This window comes from Paenibacillus sp. JT31N11 (assembly GCF_056269285.1).
The window spans coordinates 19,278-43,386 of record NZ_JBWDNQ010000008.1 but is presented as its reverse complement, the minus strand read 5'-3'; the positions used below and the strand labels follow the sequence as shown (position 1 = coordinate 43,386).

21 protein-coding genes are annotated in these 24,109 nt (G+C 45.5%); 14 read left to right on the top strand and 7 right to left on the bottom strand.

Features of this window, described 5'->3' with window-relative positions; genetic code table 11:
* Positions 1-139: 139 nt before the first annotated feature.
* The 3 genes from AC0YNV_RS24590 to AC0YNV_RS24580 all read left to right on the top strand — a co-directional run bounded on the left by AC0YNV_RS24590 (position 140) and on the right by AC0YNV_RS24580 (position 2,923).
* Positions 140-934, top strand: a complete 795-nt coding sequence (locus AC0YNV_RS24590; protein WP_475770384.1) for an SDR family NAD(P)-dependent oxidoreductase — start codon at positions 140-142, stop codon at positions 932-934.
* Between the two features lie 78 nt (positions 935-1,012).
* Positions 1,013-1,918, top strand: a complete 906-nt coding sequence (locus AC0YNV_RS24585; RefSeq protein WP_475770383.1) for an aldo/keto reductase — start codon at positions 1,013-1,015, stop codon at positions 1,916-1,918.
* A 111-nt stretch (positions 1,919-2,029) separates the two neighbouring features.
* Positions 2,030-2,923 (top strand): aminoglycoside phosphotransferase family protein, encoded by an 894-nt coding sequence (locus AC0YNV_RS24580; RefSeq protein ID WP_475770382.1) that lies wholly within the window; start codon positions 2,030-2,032, stop codon positions 2,921-2,923.
* 215 nt (positions 2,924-3,138) lie between these two features.
* On the opposite strand, the gene AC0YNV_RS24575 is transcribed toward AC0YNV_RS24580, so the two are convergent.
* From AC0YNV_RS24575 to AC0YNV_RS24550, 6 genes are all read right to left on the bottom strand, one after another.
* Positions 3,139-4,242 (bottom strand): glycoside hydrolase family 172 protein, encoded by a 1,104-nt coding sequence (locus tag AC0YNV_RS24575; protein WP_475770381.1) that lies wholly within the window; start codon positions 4,240-4,242, stop codon positions 3,139-3,141.
* A 68-nt stretch (positions 4,243-4,310) separates the two neighbouring features.
* Positions 4,311-6,017: a sensor histidine kinase gene (locus AC0YNV_RS24570; RefSeq protein ID WP_475770380.1), complete on the bottom strand. Its 1,707-nt coding sequence runs from the start codon at positions 6,015-6,017 to the stop codon at positions 4,311-4,313.
* The gene (locus tag AC0YNV_RS24565; protein WP_475770379.1) at positions 6,014-6,856 is read right to left on the bottom strand and encodes a response regulator transcription factor; all 843 of its coding nucleotides are present in this window, start codon (positions 6,854-6,856) and stop codon (positions 6,014-6,016) included. The genes AC0YNV_RS24570 and AC0YNV_RS24565 overlap by 4 nt, the downstream gene beginning before the upstream one ends.
* 264 nt (positions 6,857-7,120) lie before the next feature.
* Entirely contained in the window at positions 7,121-8,008 is an 888-nt protein-coding gene (locus AC0YNV_RS24560; RefSeq protein WP_475770378.1) for a carbohydrate ABC transporter permease, read from the bottom strand.
* 19 nt (positions 8,009-8,027) lie between these two features.
* Positions 8,028-8,936: an ABC transporter permease gene (locus AC0YNV_RS24555; RefSeq protein WP_475770377.1), complete on the bottom strand. Its 909-nt coding sequence runs from the start codon at positions 8,934-8,936 to the stop codon at positions 8,028-8,030.
* A gap of 23 nt (positions 8,937-8,959) precedes the next feature.
* Entirely contained in the window at positions 8,960-10,630 is a 1,671-nt protein-coding gene (locus tag AC0YNV_RS24550; protein WP_475770376.1) for a type 2 periplasmic-binding domain-containing protein, read from the bottom strand.
* Between the two features lie 480 nt (positions 10,631-11,110).
* Here AC0YNV_RS24550 and AC0YNV_RS24545 point away from each other — a divergent pair, with 480 nt between their 5' ends.
* The 9 genes from AC0YNV_RS24545 to AC0YNV_RS24505 all read left to right on the top strand — a co-directional run bounded on the left by AC0YNV_RS24545 (position 11,111) and on the right by AC0YNV_RS24505 (position 20,322).
* Positions 11,111-12,184, top strand: a complete 1,074-nt coding sequence (locus AC0YNV_RS24545; protein WP_475770375.1) for a metallophosphoesterase — start codon at positions 11,111-11,113, stop codon at positions 12,182-12,184.
* Positions 12,185-12,292: 108 nt separating this feature from the next.
* The gene (locus tag AC0YNV_RS24540) at positions 12,293-13,924 is read left to right on the top strand and encodes an alkaline phosphatase D family protein (protein WP_475770374.1); all 1,632 of its coding nucleotides are present in this window, start codon (positions 12,293-12,295) and stop codon (positions 13,922-13,924) included.
* A 96-nt stretch (positions 13,925-14,020) separates the two neighbouring features.
* Entirely contained in the window at positions 14,021-14,239 is a 219-nt protein-coding gene (locus AC0YNV_RS24535; RefSeq protein ID WP_475770373.1) for a twin-arginine translocase TatA/TatE family subunit, read from the top strand.
* Between the two features lies 1 nt (position 14,240).
* Positions 14,241-14,972: a twin-arginine translocase subunit TatC gene (gene tatC / locus AC0YNV_RS24530; RefSeq protein ID WP_475770372.1), complete on the top strand. Its 732-nt coding sequence runs from the start codon at positions 14,241-14,243 to the stop codon at positions 14,970-14,972.
* An 893-nt stretch (positions 14,973-15,865) separates the two neighbouring features.
* Positions 15,866-16,105 (top strand): hypothetical protein, encoded by a 240-nt coding sequence (locus tag AC0YNV_RS24525; RefSeq protein ID WP_475770371.1) that lies wholly within the window; start codon positions 15,866-15,868, stop codon positions 16,103-16,105.
* A gap of 414 nt (positions 16,106-16,519) precedes the next feature.
* On the top strand, positions 16,520-16,963 hold the full coding sequence (locus tag AC0YNV_RS24520) for a copper amine oxidase N-terminal domain-containing protein (RefSeq protein WP_475770370.1): 444 nt from the start codon (positions 16,520-16,522) through the stop codon (positions 16,961-16,963).
* Positions 16,964-17,109: 146 nt separating this feature from the next.
* On the top strand, positions 17,110-17,343 hold the full coding sequence (locus AC0YNV_RS24515) for a DUF3953 domain-containing protein (RefSeq protein ID WP_475770369.1): 234 nt from the start codon (positions 17,110-17,112) through the stop codon (positions 17,341-17,343).
* Between the two features lie 241 nt (positions 17,344-17,584).
* On the top strand, positions 17,585-19,516 hold the full coding sequence (locus tag AC0YNV_RS24510) for a fructose-1,6-bisphosphatase (protein WP_475770368.1): 1,932 nt from the start codon (positions 17,585-17,587) through the stop codon (positions 19,514-19,516).
* Positions 19,517-19,680: 164 nt separating this feature from the next.
* Entirely contained in the window at positions 19,681-20,322 is a 642-nt protein-coding gene (locus tag AC0YNV_RS24505) for a GNAT family N-acetyltransferase (protein ID WP_475770367.1), read from the top strand.
* Positions 20,323-20,486: 164 nt separating this feature from the next.
* Here the strand turns inward: AC0YNV_RS24505 and AC0YNV_RS24500 are convergent, their stop codons facing one another.
* Complete coding sequence (locus AC0YNV_RS24500) at positions 20,487-22,436, bottom strand: Calx-beta domain-containing protein (protein WP_475770366.1); 1,950 nt, start codon at positions 22,434-22,436, stop codon at positions 20,487-20,489.
* Positions 22,437-22,708: 272 nt separating this feature from the next.
* Between AC0YNV_RS24500 and AC0YNV_RS24495 the strand changes: the two genes are divergently transcribed.
* A complete protein-coding gene (locus AC0YNV_RS24495; RefSeq protein ID WP_475770365.1) occupies positions 22,709-23,461 on the top strand; it encodes an SDR family NAD(P)-dependent oxidoreductase in 753 nt (250 codons plus the stop codon).
* A gap of 45 nt (positions 23,462-23,506) precedes the next feature.
* Complete coding sequence (locus AC0YNV_RS24490) at positions 23,507-24,094, top strand: TetR/AcrR family transcriptional regulator (RefSeq protein ID WP_475770364.1); 588 nt, start codon at positions 23,507-23,509, stop codon at positions 24,092-24,094.
* Positions 24,095-24,109: the final 15 nt, after the last annotated feature.

The following is a 24,109-nucleotide window of genomic DNA, read 5'->3' as shown; positions in this document are numbered from 1 at the left end:
ACAAGAACTTTGGCGCAGTATGCTAGTTACTGAACAATCCGGAGAAGGTAATATAATCACTGTCCTACGTAAATTTATTAACCCTATATCAAAATAAGGGTAATAAAGTTTTAAATACCAAATAAAGGAGAAATATATTATGGATATGGAATTAACCAATAAAACTGCTTTAGTTACAGGATCAACAAAAGGGATAGGTAAAGCAATTGCCATTGAACTAGCCAAAGAAGGTGTTAATGTACTCATAAATGGACGAAATTATGAAGAGGCAGAACGAATTGTACATGAAATGAAGTCAGATTTTCCGGCTACCTCTCCTCAAAATGCCGCAGCCGATATTGTGGATATTGCGCAAAGAGAAGCACTATTTGAAAAATATCCCAATATCGATATTTTAGTTAATAATATGGGGATTTATGAAATGATGAAATATGAGGACGTTGACGATGAGGTATGGGAAAAATACTTCCGTACCAATGTTCTTGCTGCAAATGGATTATCAAAATTTTATTTGCCTAAAATGTTGAAAAATGATTATGGCCGCATTATCTTTATTGCGAGCGAAGAAGCAGTTATGCCTTCAGGACTAATGCCTCAGTATGGTATGACAAAATCGATGCTGTTATCATTGTCAAAAAGCTTATCCAAATTAACGACAGGAAGAGAGGTCACAGTCAATACGATCATGCCGGGACCAACACTCTCTGAAATTGTGCATCAAATAATCGAGGGTATATACCCTGATGAAGATATGACTTTTGCAGAAAAAGAAAAACAATTTATGGCTGCAAACCTGCCTCAATCTGAAATACAGCGATTTATCAAGCCTCTTGAAATAGGCAGACTGGCTGCATTTGTATGTAGTCCATATGCATCCGCGTTTAAGGGTTCTCCGATCCGTATGGATGGGGGAATGGTACCGACTATTTTTTAATATTATTTCAGCCAGGCAACGGCGTTAAGCCTGTTGAATTGGTATACTTGAAATATCCGCACAAAGGAGGGGAAGCAGATGAAACGAAATCGCTTGGGGAGGTCGGATCTATACGTTAGTGAGATCGGTCTCGGGTGCATGTCGCTGGGTTCGGACGAGGCCAAGGCCGTCTCCATCATCCACGAAGCATTGGAGCATGGCGTGAATTTCCTCGACACCGCCGACCTCTATGATGAGGGGCGCAATGAGGAGATTGTTGGCAGGGCGATCCGGCACCGCCGCGCCGATGTCATCGTAGCGACCAAAGTCGGCAACCGGCGGGAGCCGGGCAAAGAGGGTTGGCCCTGGGACCCTTCCAAAGCTTATATTCAATCAGCGGTCAAAGAGAGCCTAAGAAGGCTTGGGACTGACTATATCGATCTGTACCAGCTGCACGGAGGAACGATTGGGGATCCGATCGGGGAAACGATCGAAGCGTTTGAGGAGCTTAAACGGGACGGGCTGATCCGCCACTACGGGATATCGTCCATACGTCCGAATGTAATCAGGGAATACGTCCGGCGCAGCGGCATCGTAAGCGTAATGAACCAGTACAGCATGCTTGACAGGCGTGCCGAGGAGGAAGTTCTTCCATTGCTTGCAGAGCACGAGATCGGCTTAATCGCACGCGGACCACTCGCTGGCGGCATCCTCGCAGCGGGCGGGGAGGACAAGGCGGACCGGGACTATCTCGATTACAGCCGCGAGGAATTGCCCGCCCTGCGCCGGAGTCTCCTTGGGCTCGCTGGCGATACGCGAACGCTGGCGCAGACGTCCATTCGGTATGTGCTGAGCGATCCAACGGTGAGTGTGGTAATTCCCGGCGCAAGTAGTCTGGAGCAGCTGCGGCACAACGTATCGGCCGCTGCTGTACCGCTGTCCGTCGAGGAACGAGAAGCAATACGGACTGCGACCAGACCGAACCGTTATAAGGATCACCGGTAGCGACTCATTCCTATATGTCTGTCCTTCAATTAATTAGACGTATGAACGATGTCTTTTTTTTCATAAAATTTTATACTCTTATAAAATTTCGGGTGGTTTGAGAGGTGTTTAATGAATAATATAAACGTCGATTTGGTTGTAAAATTAATTAATGAACAATTTCCAGAATGGTCTGATTTAGATGTCAGGCCTGTAAAAGTTAGCGGTAATGATAATAGAACTTTTCATTTAGGCGAACATATGAGTGTAAGGTTACCAAGTGCAGTATCCTATGTTCCTCAAGTGGAGAAAGAACAAACATGGCTGCCAATATTATCTGAAAAACTCTCTTTACCCATTCCTGCACCTTTAGCTAAGGGTAATCCAAGTGAAGAATATCCATACCCTTGGTCTGTCAACAAGTGGTTGGAGGGAGAGACAGCAGCTCAAAAGAATATTAATGATTTAAATCAATTTGCCAGAGACTTAGGGACATTTTTAATTGAATTACAATCTATTGATGCTAGTGGAGGTCCATTAGCCGGGAAGCATAATTTTTATAGAGGTGGAGCTATAGCTGTATACGATGAAGAGTCTGGAAATGCAATTGAGAATAATAGAGATACTTTTAATGAACACGTATTGAACGAAATATGGCAACTGGCATTAGATTCTAAATGGGAATCAGCTCCAGTTTGGGTTCATGGCGATATAGCACCAGGAAATCTGCTGGTTAAGGATGGGAAACTCTGTGCAGTTATTGATTTCGGAATATTGGGTGCAGGGGACCCTGCTTGCGATGCGGCAATGGCATGGACATTTTTTGACGCTAATAGTAGAAGGATATTCAAGAATGTATTAAAGATGGATGAAGAAACCTGGAACAGAGCAAGAGGATGGGCTTTATGGAAGGCTTTAATAACCTACAATGGTAATAAAAATACAAGCAAGGCAATAGCAGAAGAATCATATAAAATTATTAATATAATAGTAGATGATTACGAATCAGCGAAAATACAGGAATAATACACGAACGAGCACGATAGCTTGCTAAAAGATATTGACGAAGGAGCTGCTGCGGCAGCTCCTTTACTTCTTCGAACGACTCAAAGTTCGTGAATCAAACTGACCCACATACTTGCCGACGTTTCGAATAAATTAGCTGCTGAGGCCGGGAACCGCAATTACCGCTTATTGTCCCTATACCAGTCTGCAAAGGATTTCACATTCCTGAATTCTTCTCACATATCTTCCGCATCTTTGGGAAGTCGTAGTGCCGCGAGAGGGAACGTAGCGAAAGGCTTATGCGGCTCCGTCTGATACCAGTAAGCCGTGCTGGAATAATCATGGGAAAGCTTGTTGGCATGTCCATGCTCTATGGTGACGCGAATGGATGAGGAGAAGCGGATGGGATCTTTGATATGAAACCGGTACATGGCGTTTTTTCCCCTCCAGCGCCATTCGGCATCGCCCTGGTTTACCGTGATGCCATGCCAGGGAGCGTTATATTCCTCGCTGGGACCGAATGCCGTATTGAAATAGTCTTCCGTCCCTGTGCCGACAATGGTGGGATACGAATCGCCGTCGATAAAGATCATGTCGTCCCCTTCACCGTACCAGTCATTAGCCTGCATTTCGGTACAGTCTATATTCAAATTGCAGCCGACATAATGGCCTCTGCCCACCGCTTCCAGAATGACGTAATTGTCCTTGCCGTCCAGATTCGGCGTCAGCCACGCCTCGGGGAACCAGTCCGGATAACCGGGCTTGTTCGCTTTCCGGGTAAGAATATTGACGCCGGGATCAGCCCAGCCCTGCGTGTCCCGCTCTCTGCGCCACTGGGCATGGAAGTACCCCACATCTCCGCTCAGGTCGTCGTAAGTTTCGTAATCCACATAGAAGTAGAGGCTGACGGATGATTTGCATTCGTTCGTCAATTCCAGCCGCGCGGATGTTTTAAACGGCATCGGGAAAAAGCAATTAAATCCTTTACCTCCTTGGGGGCTCATCATCAGCGGCTCGGAGACGAAATTTTTAATCAGACCGTGACCGATTCCAAAGAAATCACCCAAGGGAGCCTCAACACTAGGAGCGGCTTCATCATCCCAATACATTCGCAAAACCGTTTTCCGTGTATACAGCGGATCACTCGTTCCTACTGTACACCATAGATGACGAATGATGGCCGTTTCATCAATTTCGGCGAAGATTCGCGTTTCACCTGGAGCGATATCGATCCAGTCCTTGTTCCCACCCGATTTGTCATGGCTTGAAATTCTTTTGCTCTTGCAATCTTTCAATTGGAACAGCGTGTCCAGTGAGTTTCCTGCCAATAGAGGGTTCATAATGATCCATTCCTTTCGTATTCGGATTATGATTGGATTTCTTTGCGTGCCGGGCTTGCCGCATCTCTCTAGAAATGGACATATTTCGGAATGCGAATGACAGCCTTTGTGCCGTATGGCTTCAAGCTATGGAACGTCAGACCGTATTGCCGGTCAAAAAACAGTTTCAACCGATGATCGACATTTTGGAGGCCGTACCCCTTTTTGCCGTTAACCAGCACATCACTCACGGTTTCGTCACTCATGCCGCTGCCGTTGTCGATCACCTCGAGCAAAATATCGTTTCCCTGCTCGTAAATGTTGATAAGGATAGCGCCCCGGTCACCCTTGCTGATCCTGGACGCGAGACCGTGCTCGATGGCATTCTCGACGATGGGCTGCAGGACGATGCTGGGCATGTGATATTCCAGAATCTTGTCTTCGATGGTGTAAGCTACATCGAAAGAATGGTGAGACGAACTTAACTGGATATCGAGATAAGCCTGGACATGGGCCAGCTCGTTTTTGACCGTTGTCACCATGTGCCCGCGGTTTAACGTCGAACGGTAAAAAGCCGAGAGGGAGACGGCTATTTTGGAAATATCCTCGTTTCCGCTTTGTATCGCCTTCCAGTTGATTGTTGACAGCGTATTATATAAAAAATGAGGATTGATCTGTGATTGCAGCGCTTTGATTTCGGCTTCCCGCTGCTGCGCATGGCTGACGTGCAATTCGTCAATCAATTGTTTCGTCTGCTTCACCATCGCGCCGATATTATTGGTCATCTCCCCGATCTCATCCCGGTAGCCGGAAGCGATACTCGCTTCGAATCCGCCCGATACGACTCCGGCAAGCAGACGGTTGAGCCGTGCGATGCGCCTGACGAACGTACGGGAGAACAGCATGATGACGATAAAGATCAGCGTAACGACAACAACGGTAATCGTTATGGTGGAGCGGAAGGCGCTGCCGAAGGAGATCATCGACGAGCGGGTATCGGTGTACATATACAATTCCCAGCCTTCCGGATCTACCTTTTCATGAAAGAGAAGGAAATCATCATTGCGTTGGCTCATTTTCTCTAATTCTGCAACCGTGGCATGGCCGTTTGCGACAGGATGCTCCAGACGGTCTTCCCGATAGACGACGTCATTGTCGCTATCCATAATCAGCATTCCGTAATTTTTCAGCTCGGAAGAAACATTGTTGCTGAGTATATAGTTCGCGTCGATGTCCAGAGAGACGATGGCAGACTGGCCCGGCTCGTCCAGCGACAGCACCTGCTGCGCCACGCTCAGATGGCCGTCCTTGAAAATCCAGACGGCATCAATCGTATCGACGACGGACAAAAATTCGAATTCATCGATCGATTCCTCCAGATCGATAAAGTTTTCCCTGGCATTTTTAATATCGCCGTTAGTGAAAATGCTGATTTGCAAGATCTCGCTGTTCATCATTTTCAAGGCGTTGACCATCGGATCGAATTTAAAGGTGATATCATAATATTTATCGTAATTACTGGCGTATTTCCCGTTGATGATTCTCATCATCGTCGTGTCCGACGTCATCAGTTCGAAGGCGTTTTCAATTTTTTTTAGCTTTTGCTCCAAATTGCTTCGGGTCGTGACCGAAATATTCTGGAAGGTTGTTTCTGACTGATCGATAATAAATCGATTCGTCTGGATAAACGAATAGATGACCCAGGTCACGACCGGAATGAGCACAACGACGAGGTAGGACAGCAGCAATTTGTTTTTGAAGCGGAGATTAAGGAAGAAACGAACAAACGGATTCATGCCCGTTCCCCTTTTTCTCTCATATGATTGGGCGTAACACCAAAATATTTGCGAAAGATCAGCGTGAAATAGGAGGCGTTGTTATAGCCGACCTTCTGGCATACGTCGACAATCTTCATATTCGTCTCCAGAAGCAGCTTCTTCGCATTCTCCATGCGGCAAAGTGTGATGTATTGGATAATGCTTTTGCCGGTTTCCTTCTTAAACAGACCGCTTAAATAGCCGGGGGAGAGGTAAATTCGCCCAGCAACCCATTCCAGGCCGATTTCTTCGCAGTAATGATTTTCGATTAAGGCAACAGCCTGGGAAATCGCTTTTTTCTCGCTTTTTCCTGTATCGGAATCATTGAATCGCTGTGAAGGGGGGATATCGTCTAGCAGCTGCAGCATCAGCTTCTCTTTTATGAAGAAGGATGCGCCGTTATAATCTTCGAACAGCTTGCGCCGATTTTCGCGCTCCCGGCTCCGTTCGTCCAGCTTCGAGCGTACACGGGAAATGATGGGTACAAATTGATTGACGTCGACTGGCTTCAAAATATAATCCTCAACCTTCACCTTGATCGCTCTGTGCATATATTCGAATTCGTCGTATGCGCTGGAAATCAGGATGATCATTTGCGGGTACAATTCCTTTATTCTCTCCGACAGCTCCAGCCCATTCATCAGCGGCATTTGAATGTCCGTAATGAGGACATCCGCCGGCCACCGCTGCAGCAGCTCAAACGCTTCCAGCCCGTTGCACGCCTTGTCAATCTCGAAGCAAAGCTCCTGCTGCTTAATCAGAAATGCCAGTCCTTCCCGTTCCGTCCATTCATCGTCCACAACCAGAACACGATACATAGACATCCTCCCTTGTGAAAATAGTTTAACTTCATAATCAAAAATGAAGTCGCTTTCATACAGCGGGAGAAAATGACGAAATCCGCTCAAGACCAGCGTACTGCAATTTCGCGGCAGTTGCATTTTTTTTGTAGCTAAAGGTTGTTGTAAAAATGAAACAGATAGCGGGCAGCGTCCAACGTCGCGTCGTGCTTTCCCGTTCCAGCCGGCTTTGCGCATACCGCAAGCGGTACGGTGCTGGACCGGCAGGTCGGACGGGGAATGCTACCCTTTTACAGCACCCATCACAAGGCCAGTAACAAAATATTTTTGCAGGAACGGATAGACGAGCAGGATCGGGATTATGGACACGAACACCTTGGCGGCATTAAACGTTTTGTTGGAAATTTCGTTCATGCGCTGCAGCTCTTCCATCGACAGCATACTCGTTTCCCTGAGCTCGACAACGAGCTGCTGCATATACGACTGGAGTGGCAAATTGGCCGACGTGTTGATATAAATGATCCCGTCGAAAAAGGCGTTCCAATGCCCCACGATGGAAAACAGCGTAATTGTGGCGATCGAAGGCGCGGCCAACGGAACGAAAATCTTCATCATCATGTTCCATGGGCCGGCGCCATCGATGCGGCCCGCTTCTTCCAGCTCGCCGGGCAATCCTTTGAAGAAATTCATCAGGATAATGACGCTGAACACCGGCACGGCGCCAGGCAGAACAAGCGCCCAGATCGTGTCCAGCATATTCAGCTTGTCGATGAGCAAATAATTCGGAATGATGCCGCCATTAAACAGCATGACAAACACCAGAAACCAGATATAAAGGTTGCGCTGCGGAAAATACCGCTTGCTTCTGGATAATGGATAAGCCATCAGTATGCTCAGGATGAGATTGATGCTTCCTCCAAGCAAAACCCGGAAGATTGAGACGCCAAACGAGCGAAAGAACTGCTCGTCCTCCAGTATGGCATGATAGGAGGCAGTCGTAAACCGGACCGGCCAGACCGTAACCATGCCTGCAACGGCCGCCGCTTTGTCCGAGAACGAAACGGCTATCGTATGAACGATCGGGAAGAGGCAAGCCACCGTTACAATCGTCAGCACGATATAGACGACGGCGTTCATCAGCTTCTCTGACAGCGATTCCGAATGCACCATATGAACGGCCCCCTTGTCCTCAGAAGATTTTATAGCCAGCGAATCTGTTTGCCAGAAAATAGGATACGGAGATCAGTACGAAGCTGACGACCGACTTCATTAAACCGACGGCCGTACCGAGGCTGAACTGCATATCGACCAGTCCCATCCGGTAGACGTACGTGTCGATAATATCACTGGTCTCATAGACGAGCGGGTTGTACATATTGAATACCTGGTCGAAGCCGGCGTTCAATATGTTCCCAAGACTGAGTGCCGACATCAGAATAACGGTGGGAACAAGCGCGGGCAGCGTAATATGGATTAGCTGCCTGAAACGCGAGGCGCCGTCCATGGCGGCAGCCTCGTACAGGTTCGCATCGACGGCGGTCAGGGCCGCCAGATAAATAATCGCGCCGTAGCCGAATTCCTTCCAGACGTCCGTCGCCACAAGAATGGGGCGGAACCAGAAGTTGCTGGCCATGAACATAACTGGCTCGGCGCCGAATGCGGCAACAGCCGAATTGATGACGCCGTCCATCGAAAACATCGAGACGAAGATGCTCCCCACAATGACCCAAGACAGAAAATGCGGCATATAGACAATAGTTTGAATCGTTTTCTTATATGTGCGGTTCCGCACCTCGTTAAGCAGCAGCGCGAAGCCCACGGGAACGATAATGCCAGCCACGATTTTCGCCGCGGCGATAATGCTGGTATTGCTCAATACGCGGATGCCGTCGGGAATTTGAAACATGTACCGGATATTATCCAGACCGACCCACCTCGAACCGAGTATGCCCTTGGCGGGAATATAATTTTGAAAGGCGATAACAAGCCCGAACAAGGGAATGATGCTGAAGATGATCAGCAGGACGACTCCGGGAAGCACCATCAAATGGTAGTTGAGCACCTCAGTATTTCTTGCTTTTCGATTCGGTCTCGTCATAACGGTCCTCCTTCGGTCATTCCCTATGGCTTCATCTCGGAGGCGACCTCGTTTGTAATTTCCCGGCCGCCCGCTGTGTACCATTGATCGACAAAGCTGTCAAAATCCTCGACCGGCCGCTCGCCCATAATAATTTTGATCAGCATTTCAGTTTCCATCTTCTGAAGGTTGGACCATTTGGTTGCCATTGTCTCCGTTTGGCCGAAAAATGCCGCTGGTATAACTTCCAGGTTACCGTCAACCGCAGCCGTCGTGCCGACAATGCGCGCCTGCTCTTCCATATAGGCGTTAATATCCTTCTTCGGCTGTTCCCTATTTGCCTTGATCCGTTCGAAGGCGCCCTCGAAGCCTTTGAGCGAAATGAGGCTGGGATCATCCGCTTTAAGCGCCTTGTTCAAATCGGCCAGCAATATACCGATAGAATTATGATAATCGACAGCAATCGGAATCAACATCGTACCCCAGCCCATGCCAGGCGAATGCTCGTTCCATTGCTTATAGGATGCAGCGCCGGCCTCGCCGTTGCCCCGTAGACTGTCGTAGCCGGCGTTAAGCGCCTTCACGATCGCTTCCGGATGAGCGAACTTCTTGCTTACGACAACTATGCCAGCCAGTGGATCGTTCTCGATTGTCGTCAGCTTCCCTTCGTTGTTGACGGGTGCGGAGACCGCAATCCAGTCCGCGTCGGGATTGTTCTTGACCGCATCGGTCTGCCCGCCCGCCGGCCACCAGACACCGAAATACATGCCAAGCTGTCCGGAAGCGAGCAGGGCGTCGCGATCGCTGTCTTTGCGGATAGCGAATTCTTTGTCCAGAATGCCTTGCACGTACAGATCGCGCATCAGCGACAGGGCCGGCTTCATGCCGTCCATCACCGAGCCGTAAACCGGCTTGCCGTCCACGTTCACCCAGGAACCGGGATAAGCGCCGAAAACGGAGAAGATCGTATCAAGGCCGAACCTTGAATTGTAGCCACTGTAAACGTTGCCTGCCGCGGACAGGCCGATCGTTTTGCCCGGCCCGTTGCCCCCGGGATCCTGCTCTACGAATTGTTTGGCGACATTGATGACGTCGTCCAGCGTCCTGGGAGCGTCGAGATGCAATTTGTCCAGCCAGTCCTTGCGGATCCAGAGCACATTTTGACAATAGCCGATATTCGTCGCCGGTATGCCCATCAGCTTGCCGTCTACCGTCACTTCATCGAACAGACGGTCGCCGTAGGTATCGTATTGCTCCTTCAGAAATGGAGAAATGCTGGTGTTGTACGCTTTCGTCATATCCCAAATCAGGTCGTTGTCGATGAGCTGCTTGAATATTTTTCGATCCACCACCATCATGTCGGGAATATTCTGCGAGGCGATCGAAAGTGCGATCTTCTGAGAGTAATTGTTTGCATCCACTTCCCAGGCGATCTTCGTTTCAATGTTCATCTGATCTTTGACGTAACGGGTGAAGTCATTGTTGGCGAAATCGTCGCCTTCCGGGAAGTTTTCCGAGCCTTTGATGACCCCCTTCGTAAAGGAAACGGTTTCCTTATAAGGGGTGTAGGGATCCCAGGCCGTGTTGTCCGCGTCTACCGCCGAGCCGTCCGATGTCGCTGAAGGCTGGTCTACCGGCTTGTTGCCACTTTTGCTGCAAGCCGCCAGAGTCAATGTCATAGCAATTGTTACGATCAAAAGTGATAACGTTTTCAAAATTGCCGCCCTCCTTGTCAATTGGAAACATACAACGTTGTATTAAATTCATTATATTTTGTTCGGAGATGCCTCTCTATAACAATTGTTTCAGAAATCTATCAATTATTTCATGACAAATGTTCTGTGAAAAAGTAATCGGTCCTTGCATATGTTCAAAGGGCAGGCAGAAATTGATAGATGCTAAGAAAAATGAAAACCAACTCGAGCATATATTTACAAAATCTACAAGTTGAGTTGAAATTGTACAAATAAACAAACGTTATTATTAAGCCAACTCAGGAAAGAATAGCCATATTACCCAGATGGAAGGAGGGGGGCGTCTGTTTTGTACTCGCCTTGATTTTTTATGACCAAAATAATTGAAAGGGAGGAATCGATAACTTAATCGGAATAGGCGAGGAGCCCTTAAAATGGCATATTCTATTCTTTTGTCCTGGGAATCTTGAAACTACGATGAACAGGAAGTGTTGAGAACAAATGAAAAATGATAGAGAAGTACAGGAAGAGAAAAAGCAAAAGCTTGAAAATGTCTTTGTCTTTGATCAAGAAATAGATCGCCGTACCTTTTTGCAAAAGACAACCAAGCTGGCTGGAGCTGCTTTCGCTTTATCCATGTTGAACCCGATTGGGAGTGTATTGGCAGCTTCAGACGATCCCGATCATTCCAATACTCTTTCCCAAAAGAAGTTCATTTTTCAGTTTGGTCTCGTGGCAGACGCTCAATATGCCGATATCGATACGCCGTCCGGTTCAACACGTTATTACCGGGCTTCACTTGGCAAGCTTGCGGAAGCGGTTAGAACCTTCAACGATAACGATGTCACGTTCACCATCCATCTCGGCGACATCATTGACCAAAACGCTTCCAGTTTTTCAAAAATTCTACCTGTCTACAATCAGGTTAAAGGGCCAAAGTACCATTTGCTTGGAAATCATGACTATGCAATGGATGCCAAAAAGGTGGCCGACCTGCTAGGCATGCCTAATTTTTATTATGATTTCAGCTATGAGGGTTGGCGATTTGTGGTGCTTGACACGAATGACCTCAGCTTATACGCAAATCCTGTAAATTCTGAGAAACACCAACAGGCCAAGACGGTGTTAGATGTATTGACCTGGAGTGGAGCGGACAACGCCCAGACTTGGAATGGTGGTGTGGATTCGGTTCAAATGATATGGCTGCAGGATATACTTGCAAAGTCTGTCAAGGCTGGAGAAAAGGTAATCGTTATCGGTCATCACCCGATCGCTCCACTGAATGTTCACAACGCTTGGAATTACGAAGCTCTGGTCAAGGTGCTGGAGTCCTCCGGAAATGTAGTTGCCTACTTCAATGGTCATAATCATGAAGGCAACTATGCGGAGCAGAACGGAATCTATTTCGTAAACTTCAAAGGTATGGTAGAAACCGCCAAGACTAATGCGTATTCAATAGTCAGGGTATACCCAGACAGGTTAGAAATTAAAGGATATGGACGGGAGCCGAACCGTGTTCTAAAGATTGGCAAAATACGTCATGCAGAAACCGCCAAAGAGGTTCAACACGCGTGACCTTTATTTCTGAAGCAGACAATTGAAATCATAAACGTTATTAATTCAAGGAGTCGATGAAGTGGACAAGGGAAGAAGATTGAATACAAATGAAAAGGGGTCGATGTAATGAGCAAGGAAAAATTATTCAAGGATCTGGAACAACGCTTTCGGGAAGGCAAGATGGATCGCCGCGATTTTCTCCAGGCAACAGGAAAGGTCGCAATCGCATCGCTTGGTTTGACGATCGCCGCTTCACTTCAAGGGGGTTTTGTCGATGCAGCGCCGAAATTTTCAGCATACCCATTTACTTTAGGGGTGGCGTCCGGTGACCCTTGGCAGGATAGCGTTGTGCTGTGGACCCGGCTTGCACCAGACCCGCTGAATGGCGGAGGCATGACAGGCAGCGACGTTCCTGTCAAATGGGAAGTGGCCATCGACGACAAATTCCGCAAGGTCGTGCGTGAAGGAGCAGGCTTTGCCAGAGCCCAGCTCGGGCATTCTGTGCATGTCGAGGTGGATGGACTGAAACCGAACCAAGTCTATTACTACCGCTTTCAAGCCGGAAAGGAAATCAGTCCCACAGGCCGGACGAAAACGCTGCCGGCATACGGATCTCACGTTTCGAAAATGACATTTGCTTTTGCTTCCTGCCAAAACTACCCAACGGGATACTTTACCCCTTACCGGCATATGGCGGCGGATGAATTGGACCTCGTCTTTCATCTGGGCGATTACATTTATGAGGGGCCCGGCCCCAACCAGAATACTCCAAGCCCACGGTACCATAACGGTCCCGAAATCATTACACTTGACGATTACCGCAACCGCTACGCGTTGTACAAAAGTGATAGCGACTTGCAAGCCGCACACGCCAAGTTCCCTTGGGTAGTTGCGATGGACGACCATGAAGTCGAGAACAATCACGCCGGTCTGATCCCTGAGGCCAATCAGCCGATCGAACCTTTCCTGGCCCGCAAGGCTGCGGCATTCCAGGCCTATTATGAAAATATGCCTTTAAGAAGCGCTTCCCTGCCAAGCGGATTCACCATGCAGTTGTACAGACATTTTAATTACGGTAACCTGGCTAATGTTCATGTACTGGACACCCGCCAATTCCGTGATGATCAGGCGAGTGGAGACGGACTCAAACCCCCAACACCCGAATCCACGAGTATGGAACGCTCGATTATGGGCGAAGAGCAGGAGCAATGGCTGCTTTCAGGGCTCAATCAATCGCAAGCGCAGTGGAACATTATTCCCCAGCAGGTGTTTTTCTGTAAGAGGGACTACCTGATTGGAGAGGGGGAAGAGTTCAGCATGGACGGATGGGATGGTTATTCCGCCAATCGTGACCGGATTCTAGGCTTCGCCAAACAGAAGAACCTTTCCAATCTTGTTGTCCTGACCGGGGATGTTCACTCAAACTGGGCTTGCGATATCAAGGCGGATTTCAACAATCCGGATTCCGGGATCCTTGGAGCCGAATTTGTCGGCACTTCCATAACCTCCGGAGGGGACGGCGTCGATATTACCGATGCCCAAAAAGCCATACTTGCGGAAAATCCGCATATCAAGTTCTATAATAACCAGCGTGGTTATGTGCGCTGCACCGCTACGCATGAAAGTTTTCAGGCGGATTACCAGATTGTTCCGTTTGTTACCCGTCCCGGCGCCGGGATTTTCACCCGAGCTTCCTTCCTGATGGAAAAGGGCAAACCGGGATTGCAGAAAATTTACGATGCTGCGGTCACAGTATAGAGAACGCACTGGATTTAAGCCCGATTAGAAAACCGCCAGCCACAGCATCCAAAAAAGCTGTGGCTGACCTATAATAGTCTGAGGAGATGAATGGTTATGCCGTTTGGAAACATTGGAATTGGCGGTCTTGTCTTGATATTGGTGATAGCGCTTATTATATTCGGGCCGTCCAAACTTCCTGAGCTTGGACGAGCTGTCGGCAGAACGCTAAATGAGTTTAAAGGTGCTACGCGCGGACTCGTTAATGGCGATTCTGCTGATGAAGGAAAGAGCGATACCGAGTCTTCGAAGACATCTATTGAGGTTGGCAAGTAGCATGGGTACGGACAGCAATAAACAGATGAATGTAATGGAACACCTTGAAGAGATGCGGAAGAGGCTTATTCGAACCTTGCTTGCGTTTCTTGTCGCAATGGTTGCTTCCTTCCTCTATGTGCGGGATATCTATCAATGGCTCGTGCGCGGAATGGATAAGAAGCTGGTTATTCTTGGACCGTCTGATGTGATGTGGGTCTATTTTATGATAGCGGGCGTGTTTGCACTCGCGGTTACGATCCCGATAGCCGCTTATCAAATCTGGAAGTTTGTGAAGCCGGCTCTTTCCGAGCAAGCTCGGCGAGCAACTCTCTTGTTCATTCCAGGATTGACATTATTGTTCATGATTGGCATCAGCTTCGGTTATCTTATTCTATTTCCAATGGTGCTCTCCTTCATGAATCAGATGGCAGCGGCTGATTTTAATGCGATGTATACAGCGGATAAGTATTTTACGTTCATGATTCATATGACCGTGCCGTTCGGTTTGCTGTTTGAAATGCCTGCGGTCGTTATGTTTCTGACCCGTCTTGGCATTCTGAATCCGCATCGCCTTGCTAAAGCGCGTAAACTCGCTTACTTCTTGCTCCTAATCGTCGCTGTTGCGATTACGCCTCCGGATATTTTATCCGATCTGGTTGTAACGGTACCGCTGTTCTTGCTGTACGAAATCAGCATCGCGATTTCCAAGGTCGTGTACCGGAAACAGCTGAATCTTCAGAGCGAGCAGTGACCCGGACTGAATGTAATGCCTGTAATAAAAGGACGCTAACGAAATTGAGGTCATACTTTTTTTCAAACAAGTAAAAGTCAAGCAGTTTCTGCTTGTCAGGCTGTCGAGAGTGTCTCGACAGCCGTTTCTATGTCCATCTAATTTAACACGTCTTCGCGTTAATATGATATAGTATACTCCTCTTGGACAATTACAGGACAGCTAAAAGATACGTTAGTGAGGAGCTTGCCGCGCGGCAGCTACTTTTTCAGAAAACACGGTTACTGCCAAATGGCGTTTACCTTGTTTTTTAATTTCAACTATAGAATTACTTGAACGGGATAATCGGACAGTACGTTGAAGCCGGAAATCGTTCGAATCTGCCTAATCGGAAAATCAAGTTGTAGCTGGTATCTTCGGATAGCGGCTTTTTCGTGCTTCATTTGTTGCCCCTTGTATGGGGTATACAAAAAAAATATTTTCCAGTATTTATAAACTATTACAAGTAGTGTATCGTCTTGCTTGCCAATGTAGTCAAAATGAACTGCCGGCAAACGCGCTTTCGCGTGGCGGAGGGTCTCGAGCCCATGGAACCGGCGTCCGCCACGGATAAGTTGGTCTTGGTGATGGGGAGCGCCAAGATGATCCATAATGGCGTAACCTACCAATCCGCGCAGTCCGTAGCCGCTATCGGTGGCAGAACCTATATCCCGTTCAGTTCAATCGCAGATTGGCAACTTGTTTATTTGACTTGCAATTCTTATGGATTTCGCTGCCGTTTCGCTCAATTTCGACAAAATAAAAGAATCTTTTGCAGGATTAACAAGTTCTCGGTGGTATTGCATACTTGGTTAGGAACTGGAACTGGCCAGTTCGAATCCAACATATAAGAATGGCGGGTGGAGTGAATGTTGTTGAAGAAGAAGAAATTTTTGGTGACCGTCTTGACGATTTCATTACTCGTCACATCAAGCCTTGCTTTCGGTGAAGGCACGGATAATCGAACGCTGGAGCAGCGAGTGGCAGATTTGGAGAAGCAGGTCGATGATCTCAGCAGTCCGTATTATCTAGATGTGGTTCAAGATAAGGCCCTAGCCATTAATGCTAACTATTTCTATGGATATCGAAATAAAAATAGAAAAAGCCCCGCATAAGCGAGGCCCTAATAACTATGTAGCGACAAAACATACCGTGGTGCACCGTGATTGTCGTAGTCAGACTAACGGATGGGTTCGTGACACCATAGCATAACGACCTTCCACACCAGCCGTAAATGTAGTATAAAACGCCGCACCAAAATTTTCATTACTCTGTGGTGCCCCGAGAGGGGCATGGATGGCTAACGGGTACGATAGCTCAATACAAATCACATTGAGGTAGTCGAAATAACCGGCTTCCTATTCCGTGCAAATAGGCAGGTTAACTTCATACAATCATCCGGTTATTAATGAAATTCAATGAAGCAAACCGAATTTGTTTTTGGAAAATGCAACAATTTAGGAGCATAGGAACGTCAATTTTATTGAAGTATCTATATAACCAAATAACCACAAATTGGAGGATGAATATTGAAATCAAAATTATTTATCAAAATTTTTGTTATCACGGCGGCTGTTGCATGTTTTTCAATTTCTATCGCTAATGCAGAAACACCTCCTGTTAACGGTTCCGTTATAGTAGATGGACAACCCCTTAGCTTTGATGCAAAACCGATTGTGATAAATGGAAATACGATGGTGCCATTCCGTCCACTATTTGAAACTTTAAAGATGAATGTTAATTGGGATTCCAAAACAAAGAATATCACAGCAAGAGAAGATGATTTAACAATTGAAATGACTCTGGGGAGCTTTAAAGCAACTGTCAATGAAAAGGAATATACTTTAACTCAAGGTCCGTTTGACTCTCCTGAAGGAACTGTTTATGTGAATCTTAGATTCATAAGTGAAGCTGTAGGGGCAACAGTTAGTTGGGATAATGAAAAGAAGATGGCAACGATTAATACGAAATAAAAAACCAATAGACTAAGTGCCAACATTAAAGCGACTTCGTTAAGTTAACGGGTTCGTTAGTTCAACGAATCATGGGTCAGTTTGCCGGCGGCAGCTGCCTCAAGCTAAAGGGCAGATAAGTGCAATAAGAAAAAAGGGGGTATTTTTTGTTAAAGATATTACGTTTTGTTTTATCACCAGTTATTGTTATAATTGCTGCTTATGGACTCATTACAAAGAATTTTGAGTTTCAACCACTTATGATATTACTTTTGAGTTTAATGATGTTGGTGATGGGGTTAGAGGAATTTCAAAAAGAGCGAAAAACATATGGTTGGCTTCTGGTTGTTGTCTTCCTTTTTTCATTCTTTGTATCAGTACAGGGCTTTTTGTTGAACTAACGGATTACGATAGTGGAGGAGTTTGCTTCGGGCAGCTCCTCTTTTTAGTTCATTGAAGTAACGGGCAGGATAACGAGGGAAGTTTCAGTTATAATAGCTGTTAGTAAGAGTACCAAAGGGAACCTCGGAAACCTAATTGTTTTTCCCTTTACTGTTTACACTAAGCTTAAAGGTACGCGGCTAGTCCCATTAAAAAAACCTCTTATACATCACCATATTTCCTTGAAGGGGGACATCTGTTTTGGATGCGCAGTTTCTAGATTTATTGGCCCAGAAATATGATACGGAAGAAAAAGTTGTAACAGAAATCATCAACCTTGAAGCGGTCTCCAATCTTCCCAAGGGAACTGAGCATTTTGTCAGTGATTTGCATGGGGAGTTCCAGGCTTTTCAGCATGTACTAAGAAACGGTTCGGGTACCGTAAAAGAGAAAATCAAAGCCTTGTTCCGTGAGGTTTGGACGGATCATGAAATCAATGATTTTACTGCGTTAGTTTATTATCCGGAAGAAAAAATACAGCTGGTTAAAGGAGACCTGTGCAATAAACAAGCCTTGAACCGATGGTACAGAGAAACGATTGAACAAATGCTTAAGCTCATTTCTTATGCCTCTTCCAAATATACGCGCGCGAAATTGCGTAAAGCTCTGCCGGAGCAGTTTGTATATATTATAGAAGAGCTTCTATACAAGACGGATTCGACCAACAATAAGGACCCTTATTATGAGGAAATATACCGGCAAATTATTTCCTTGGGCCAGGCGGACAAGCTCATTATCGGCCTTGCTTATACGACCCAGCGCCTGGTGGTTGACCATCTTCATGTGGTCGGAGATATCTATGACCGCGGACCGGACCCCGATAAAATTATGGATACGCTGATCAACTACCATTCTGTAGACATTCAGTGGGGGAACCATGATGTCCTGTGGATAGGCGCCTATGCGGGTTCCCTGGTCTGCCTTGCGAATATTATCCGGATCTGCGCCAGATACGACAATATGGACATCATCGAAGACGTATATGGAATCAATCTTCGCCCACTGCTCAACTTGGCGGAGAAATACTATGATGACAATCCGGCCTTTAGACCGAAGCTGCAGACCGACCATAACGGTTCGGAGCAGGAAATCCTGCAGATTACCAAAATTCATCAAGCCATTGCCATGATCCAGTTTAAGCTTGAAATCCCGATTATCAAGAGACGCTCATACTTTAATATGTCTAAAAGGCTTTTGCTTGAGCAGATCGATTACGACAAAACTGAAATCAAGATCGGCGGAAAAACTTACCCGCTGGAAAACACCTGTTTCGCAACCGTAAATCCGCAGCAGCCTGAACAATTGCTGGAGGAAGAACAGCAGGTGATGGAAAAACTGCTGTTCTCCGTTCAGCATTCCGAAAAGCTGGCCAGACACATGAATTTTCTTATGAAAAAGGGCAGCCTTTATTTAAAATACAACGGGAATTTGTTATTTCACGGCTGTATTCCTTTGGATGAAGAAGGAAACATGGAAGAAATGCAGATTGAAGACAAGACGTATTCGGGCCGTCAGCTGCTCGATGTTTTTGAATATTATTTACGTTATGCCTTTGCGCATCCGGAAGAGACGGATGATCTGGCTACGGATATGGTATGGTACATCTGGACAGGGGAATGTTCCTCGCTCTTTGGAAAGAGAGAAATGACCACCTTTGAACGGTACTTTATCCAAGATAAAGAAACCTACAAAGAAAGAAAGAACCCTTATTACCATTTGCGTGAAAATGAGGAGATCTGCCGGAAAATCATGCTGGAGTTTGATATGAATCCGAATCATGGACATATCATTAACGGCCACACGCCAGTTAAAGAAATTCGTGGAGAGAACCCCGTTAAAGCTAACGGGAAAATGGTTGTCATTGACGGCGGTTTTTCCAAAGCCTATCAATCCACAACGGGCATCGCCGGATATACCTTGTTGTATAATTCCTTTGGCATGCAGCTCGTTGCCCATCAGAAATTTAATTCAAAAGAAGATGTATTATGTAACGGAACGGACGTATTGTCTGTAAAAAGGCTGGTGGACAAAGAACTGGAGCGGAAGCTGGTGAGGGAAACCAATGTCGGGGAGAAGCTGCTGCAGAAAATCTCAAATTTGAAGAATCTCCTGGAATATCGCTACATGAAATGAAACAACTGCTAAATGAAACAACTGGTACAGCCGTCGTTAAGCTCCCCTCTAGTTATTAATTATCAGTCATCTTGGTTGTACCAATTCCAATGATATAAAAGGTAAATTCCTCATGTCATAATAAAGTGTACGTAGTAATAAATCCAGATAAAGGAGGTTGTATTTTGGAAAAAGAAATCGCCGATAAAAGCCTATTTATGATGTGCAAAGCACTGAATCCCAGTGCCCTTACTGAATTGTCAAATGAGTATCATGTAAGAACATGTAGAAGAAACGAGATAAATATTTGGAAAGAGATGCCTTTTGATGACGCGAAGTCCGCCAAAGAATATTATGGCTTTATGAAAAGTTATTTTAATGATGTCTATGCAGATAGAGAAAGCTTATTTTTCCAGAAGTGTTTATTTGTCTGTGATAAGAACGATACTCCTATCGCAACATGCTTTGGATGGAAATCGTACGAGAAAATCACTACGATACATTGGTTTAAGGTTCTGAAAAAAGAAGAAGGATTTGGCATAGGCAGAGCGTTGCTTTCTATTGTCATGAATAGTTTTGCAGTGAATGATTATCCCGTCTATCTTCATACACAGCCACCCAGCTTTCGAGCAATAAAACTATATTCAGATTTTGGCTTTGCTTTTTTGACAGATCAAGTAATCGGGTATAGACAAAATGACTTGGAAGAAAGCTTGCCTTTTCTAAAAGCAAATATGTTTCAAAAGGATTTTGAAAAGTTACAATTTGCAAAAGCACCGGAGGATTTTTTGAAAGCAGTAAAATCATCGAACATAAATCAATTTTAACAGCAGTCTGTTGAGTGGATGGTAGCTGATTAGAAGCTGAGAGGTACTCCAAACAATTATTCGATTAATTTAAAGATTCTCATCACCCTCATTCTTCAATACCAAGAGTATCGAGTCTCAAAAAAAAGAAACACGCCTCTCGTTTGAGGCGTGTTCGGAACAGCTTACTTTGTTGTTTTTAGATGGTCTTGATCGTAAATGACAACCTCTGTTTCCGCAATGGCTCCCACGTTCGCATTGTCATTAGGACCCTGGTTGCTCAGTTTAACCCCGAATGTTTCCCGGTACTCCACCAAAGAATCGTCCACGATAGGAATGCGAATGATCTTGCTGGTTTCACCATCTGCGAACGTCACTGTACCATACGAATCAATAAAGTCGCTGCCTTTCATTGCCGTCTTGGACTGGGTGGAATAGGATACGGTAACCGCTCCTTTGCTTGTGCCCGCCCGGACCAGCTTGACGTTGACACCTTTGGATTCTTCCAATTCATAGGTGACAGCCGATACGAATTGGACGCTCGCTTCTTTGTTAATAGTAACTTCTAATCTGGATGGTTCTGTTGTAGCTTCCTTTATATCGATTTTAACTAAAACGGCAGTTTTGTCTGTATCATAGTTGTATTGTGATAGAATTGTACCACCTTCTACAGAATATTCGCCTCTAGGCATAAGGAAACGCACCCTGCCGTCATAGAAGTTTTGTTTTATATTATTGGTTACGACCACGCTGTTTTGGTTTTTTGTGCCGTCATTTGCGTTGGCAAAGGACTCTGTAACAGCAAATTCGGTAGGCTCATAGGTCGTTGGAACGGAGGTATCTGCAGTTTCGCTCATATTGTACATCCGGAACCTGTCAACACCCATAACCATTGATGATTGGCTTGCCTGAGGGGATACCCAGGATCCGTCGGTCTGCTTTTTGAAATTGTAAAAGCCATGCTCTTCGTAATTTTGTCCGGCGCTTGCAGAAAATACGGGGAAGGGAGTTGTTTGCAATTTTTTTGCTGTGTGGTTATGACCTACAAGTGCAAGATCACTTGGTTTGTCTGCCGTAGGGATCGTATATTTATAGTCAAGGGTTTGACTGCCTTCATTACCATAGAAGTGGGAGGCCCATAGACGATATTTTATGGTTGGATCGTTAAAGCTGTTGTTGAATGTATCTTTTGAATATTGTAAATGGCCATCCCGGGTCCACTCACTTGCTAACAGATAGAATGATCCCATACGTATTGAAAACGCAGTCGCACCCACAATGCTTTCATAAATGTCGTACCATCTCGCGGAATCCTTATAGTCGCTGTAGCCTGTATCATGGTTTCCGCCGACCATAACTGTGGGCACAGTATAATTTGATTTGGCTTGCATATAGCCGCTGAGCATTTGAGGTCCGGTAAGGTCTCCTGCCCAGGTAGGTGCGTCTATTCCGTTATGAAGATTCGCTTCATGATAAAACTGGATATTGTCACCGGTGTGGAGGACCATACGGGGATTAATGATATTGATAACAGAAGCAGCCCAGTTTATCTGATCAAAGCTTCCGTTGCCGCCGGTAGGATGAGACTTTCCGCTTGACTTTACTGCATCTACCCTCATAACATGCTCGTCAGATGTATGTAAAATATAAAAGTCCTGCTCTAAATTCTGCTCTACCTTTATGGAACGACTGGAGGTAAGAGTATCATTGCTGCTGTTTTTAAGTACTAGAGTGAAAAGCTCAGGAGAAATATCCTCAGGAACGGTAACCGTAAAAATATAGCCATCCTCACCGCCGTAGTAAACTTTCCCTGTTTTGACAGTAACCGTAGCGTTCCATGATCTCAGGTCATTCTGCAATTCAGCTGTCCATCCGGTAGTGGATAAAGCTGCTGTAGATCTAACCTCAACATCGAAAGACTGACCGGGCTGAGCAAAGGCTGGGTTGCTTGCCCTTGGCGACCAGATATTGGCAGTTTTCGTATTTCCATAAGGATTAGTGATTTCGTAGCTTTGTTCGTACTGTGCGGGCTGCTGTACGTTCGCAGCAGATGCCGGCAAACCGAATGCGCCTAACATAAACGATCCTGACAAAAGAAGTGCTGCGATTTTTACGCGATTCGTGTGAGTTTTCATAAAAACCCTCCTCATTCTGATTTTGAACAGTTTCTGTTCGTAACTGCATTACAATAACATAGCACTGTAAATGGAAAATCATAGAATGGTAAAGTTTTTGTAAGAATAAGAAGCGCAGGGAATTGCTCGACGGATGGCGCCGTTGCCTGAGGCAAACTGAGCAAAATGGAGTGATCTTGGTTATTGGCTATGTTTGTAATTTGACAGTAAGTTTAAGCAATCATTATAATGATGTTAGTTATCGATAACATACATGCAAAGGAGAGGTGCAAATGAATTTGCAGGGAAAAGTGGCTATTATAACTGGAGGAGCGCGCGGTATTGGAAGTGCAACATCTAAATTACTAGCACAACGCGGAGCAAAAGTCGTAGTGAATTATGTTCGTAATCATGATGCAGCACATGCAGTGGTTGACGCTATTCGAACAGATGGCGGTGAGGCCATAGCTGTTCAGGCAGATATTCGTGATGAGAACCAAGTTGCTGAGCTTATAAAGAAAACGAAAGAAGCTTTTGGTGTACGAATTGATATTTTAGTGAATAATGCAAACATGTCTTTTGTAACAAAGCCATTTGCTGATATGGTATGGGATGAGTTTTCCCAAAAGTTAAATAATGAACTAAAATCAGTATTTGTCATGACGCAGGCTGTTATTCCCTTTATGGTCGAACAAAAATATGGGCGCATTATTTATATCTCCTCTGGCTCAGGCAAGCATATTGCCCCCAACATGATTGCTCACGGCACAGCTAAAGGGGGCCTTGATACTTTCGCTATGTATATCGCCAGTGAATTCGGACCCTATGGGATCACTTCTAATGTGGTTGCTCCAGGGGTAGTTGAAACAGATGCTACTGCGTTTATGTCCGAAGAAATGAAGCAATCGATAAGCAATTTCACTCCACTTCGTCGCTTGGCTCAACCCAATGATGTGGCAAGGGTCATTTCTTTCCTGGCAAGCGATGACAGTCAATTCACTACAGGTACGTATACGCCAGTAAATGGAGGAAGTTATATGGAATAGGAGTAGAGTAAAGAGAATTATTATAAAGAATGGGGGCGCGTCTTTATGCATGAAAAAGAGATAGGTACTTCTGATCGAATTCTTGATGCTGCTCTTCAATTAATGCAAGCAAAGGGATTTAAATCAGTAACAATAAAGGATATTGCCATCGCCTCGGAAGTAAGCGAGATGACGGTATTTCGCCATTTTAAGACCAAAAAAGGGGTGCTCGAAGCAGCCGTTAAAAAATATTCATATGCCCCTAGTTTAAAAAAAATATTTGAACAAAAAGTCATACACGAGTTGGAACAAGACCTAAAACTTATTGCAAAGTCGTATCTTGACTTAATGGAGAATAATAGAGAAATTTTTTTAATTGCCATTCAAGAACGAACGACTATGCCCGAATTAATCAACCTTATTGCTGAAAATACAAAGCAATTGCAAAGATTATTAACAGATTACTTTTTGGTAATGCAGGATCAGAACAAAATGGTCATTACTGATGCTTCTAAACAAGCCATGGTGTTGTTAACCATGTATTACGGTTATTTTTCTTCTAATGCATTATGGAATACTCAATTTATCAGTGACACCAAAGAGGAATTTATAGAAAACAGCGTGAATACTTTTTGTGATGGTTTATCAAAGTAATACTGTTCTAAGGAG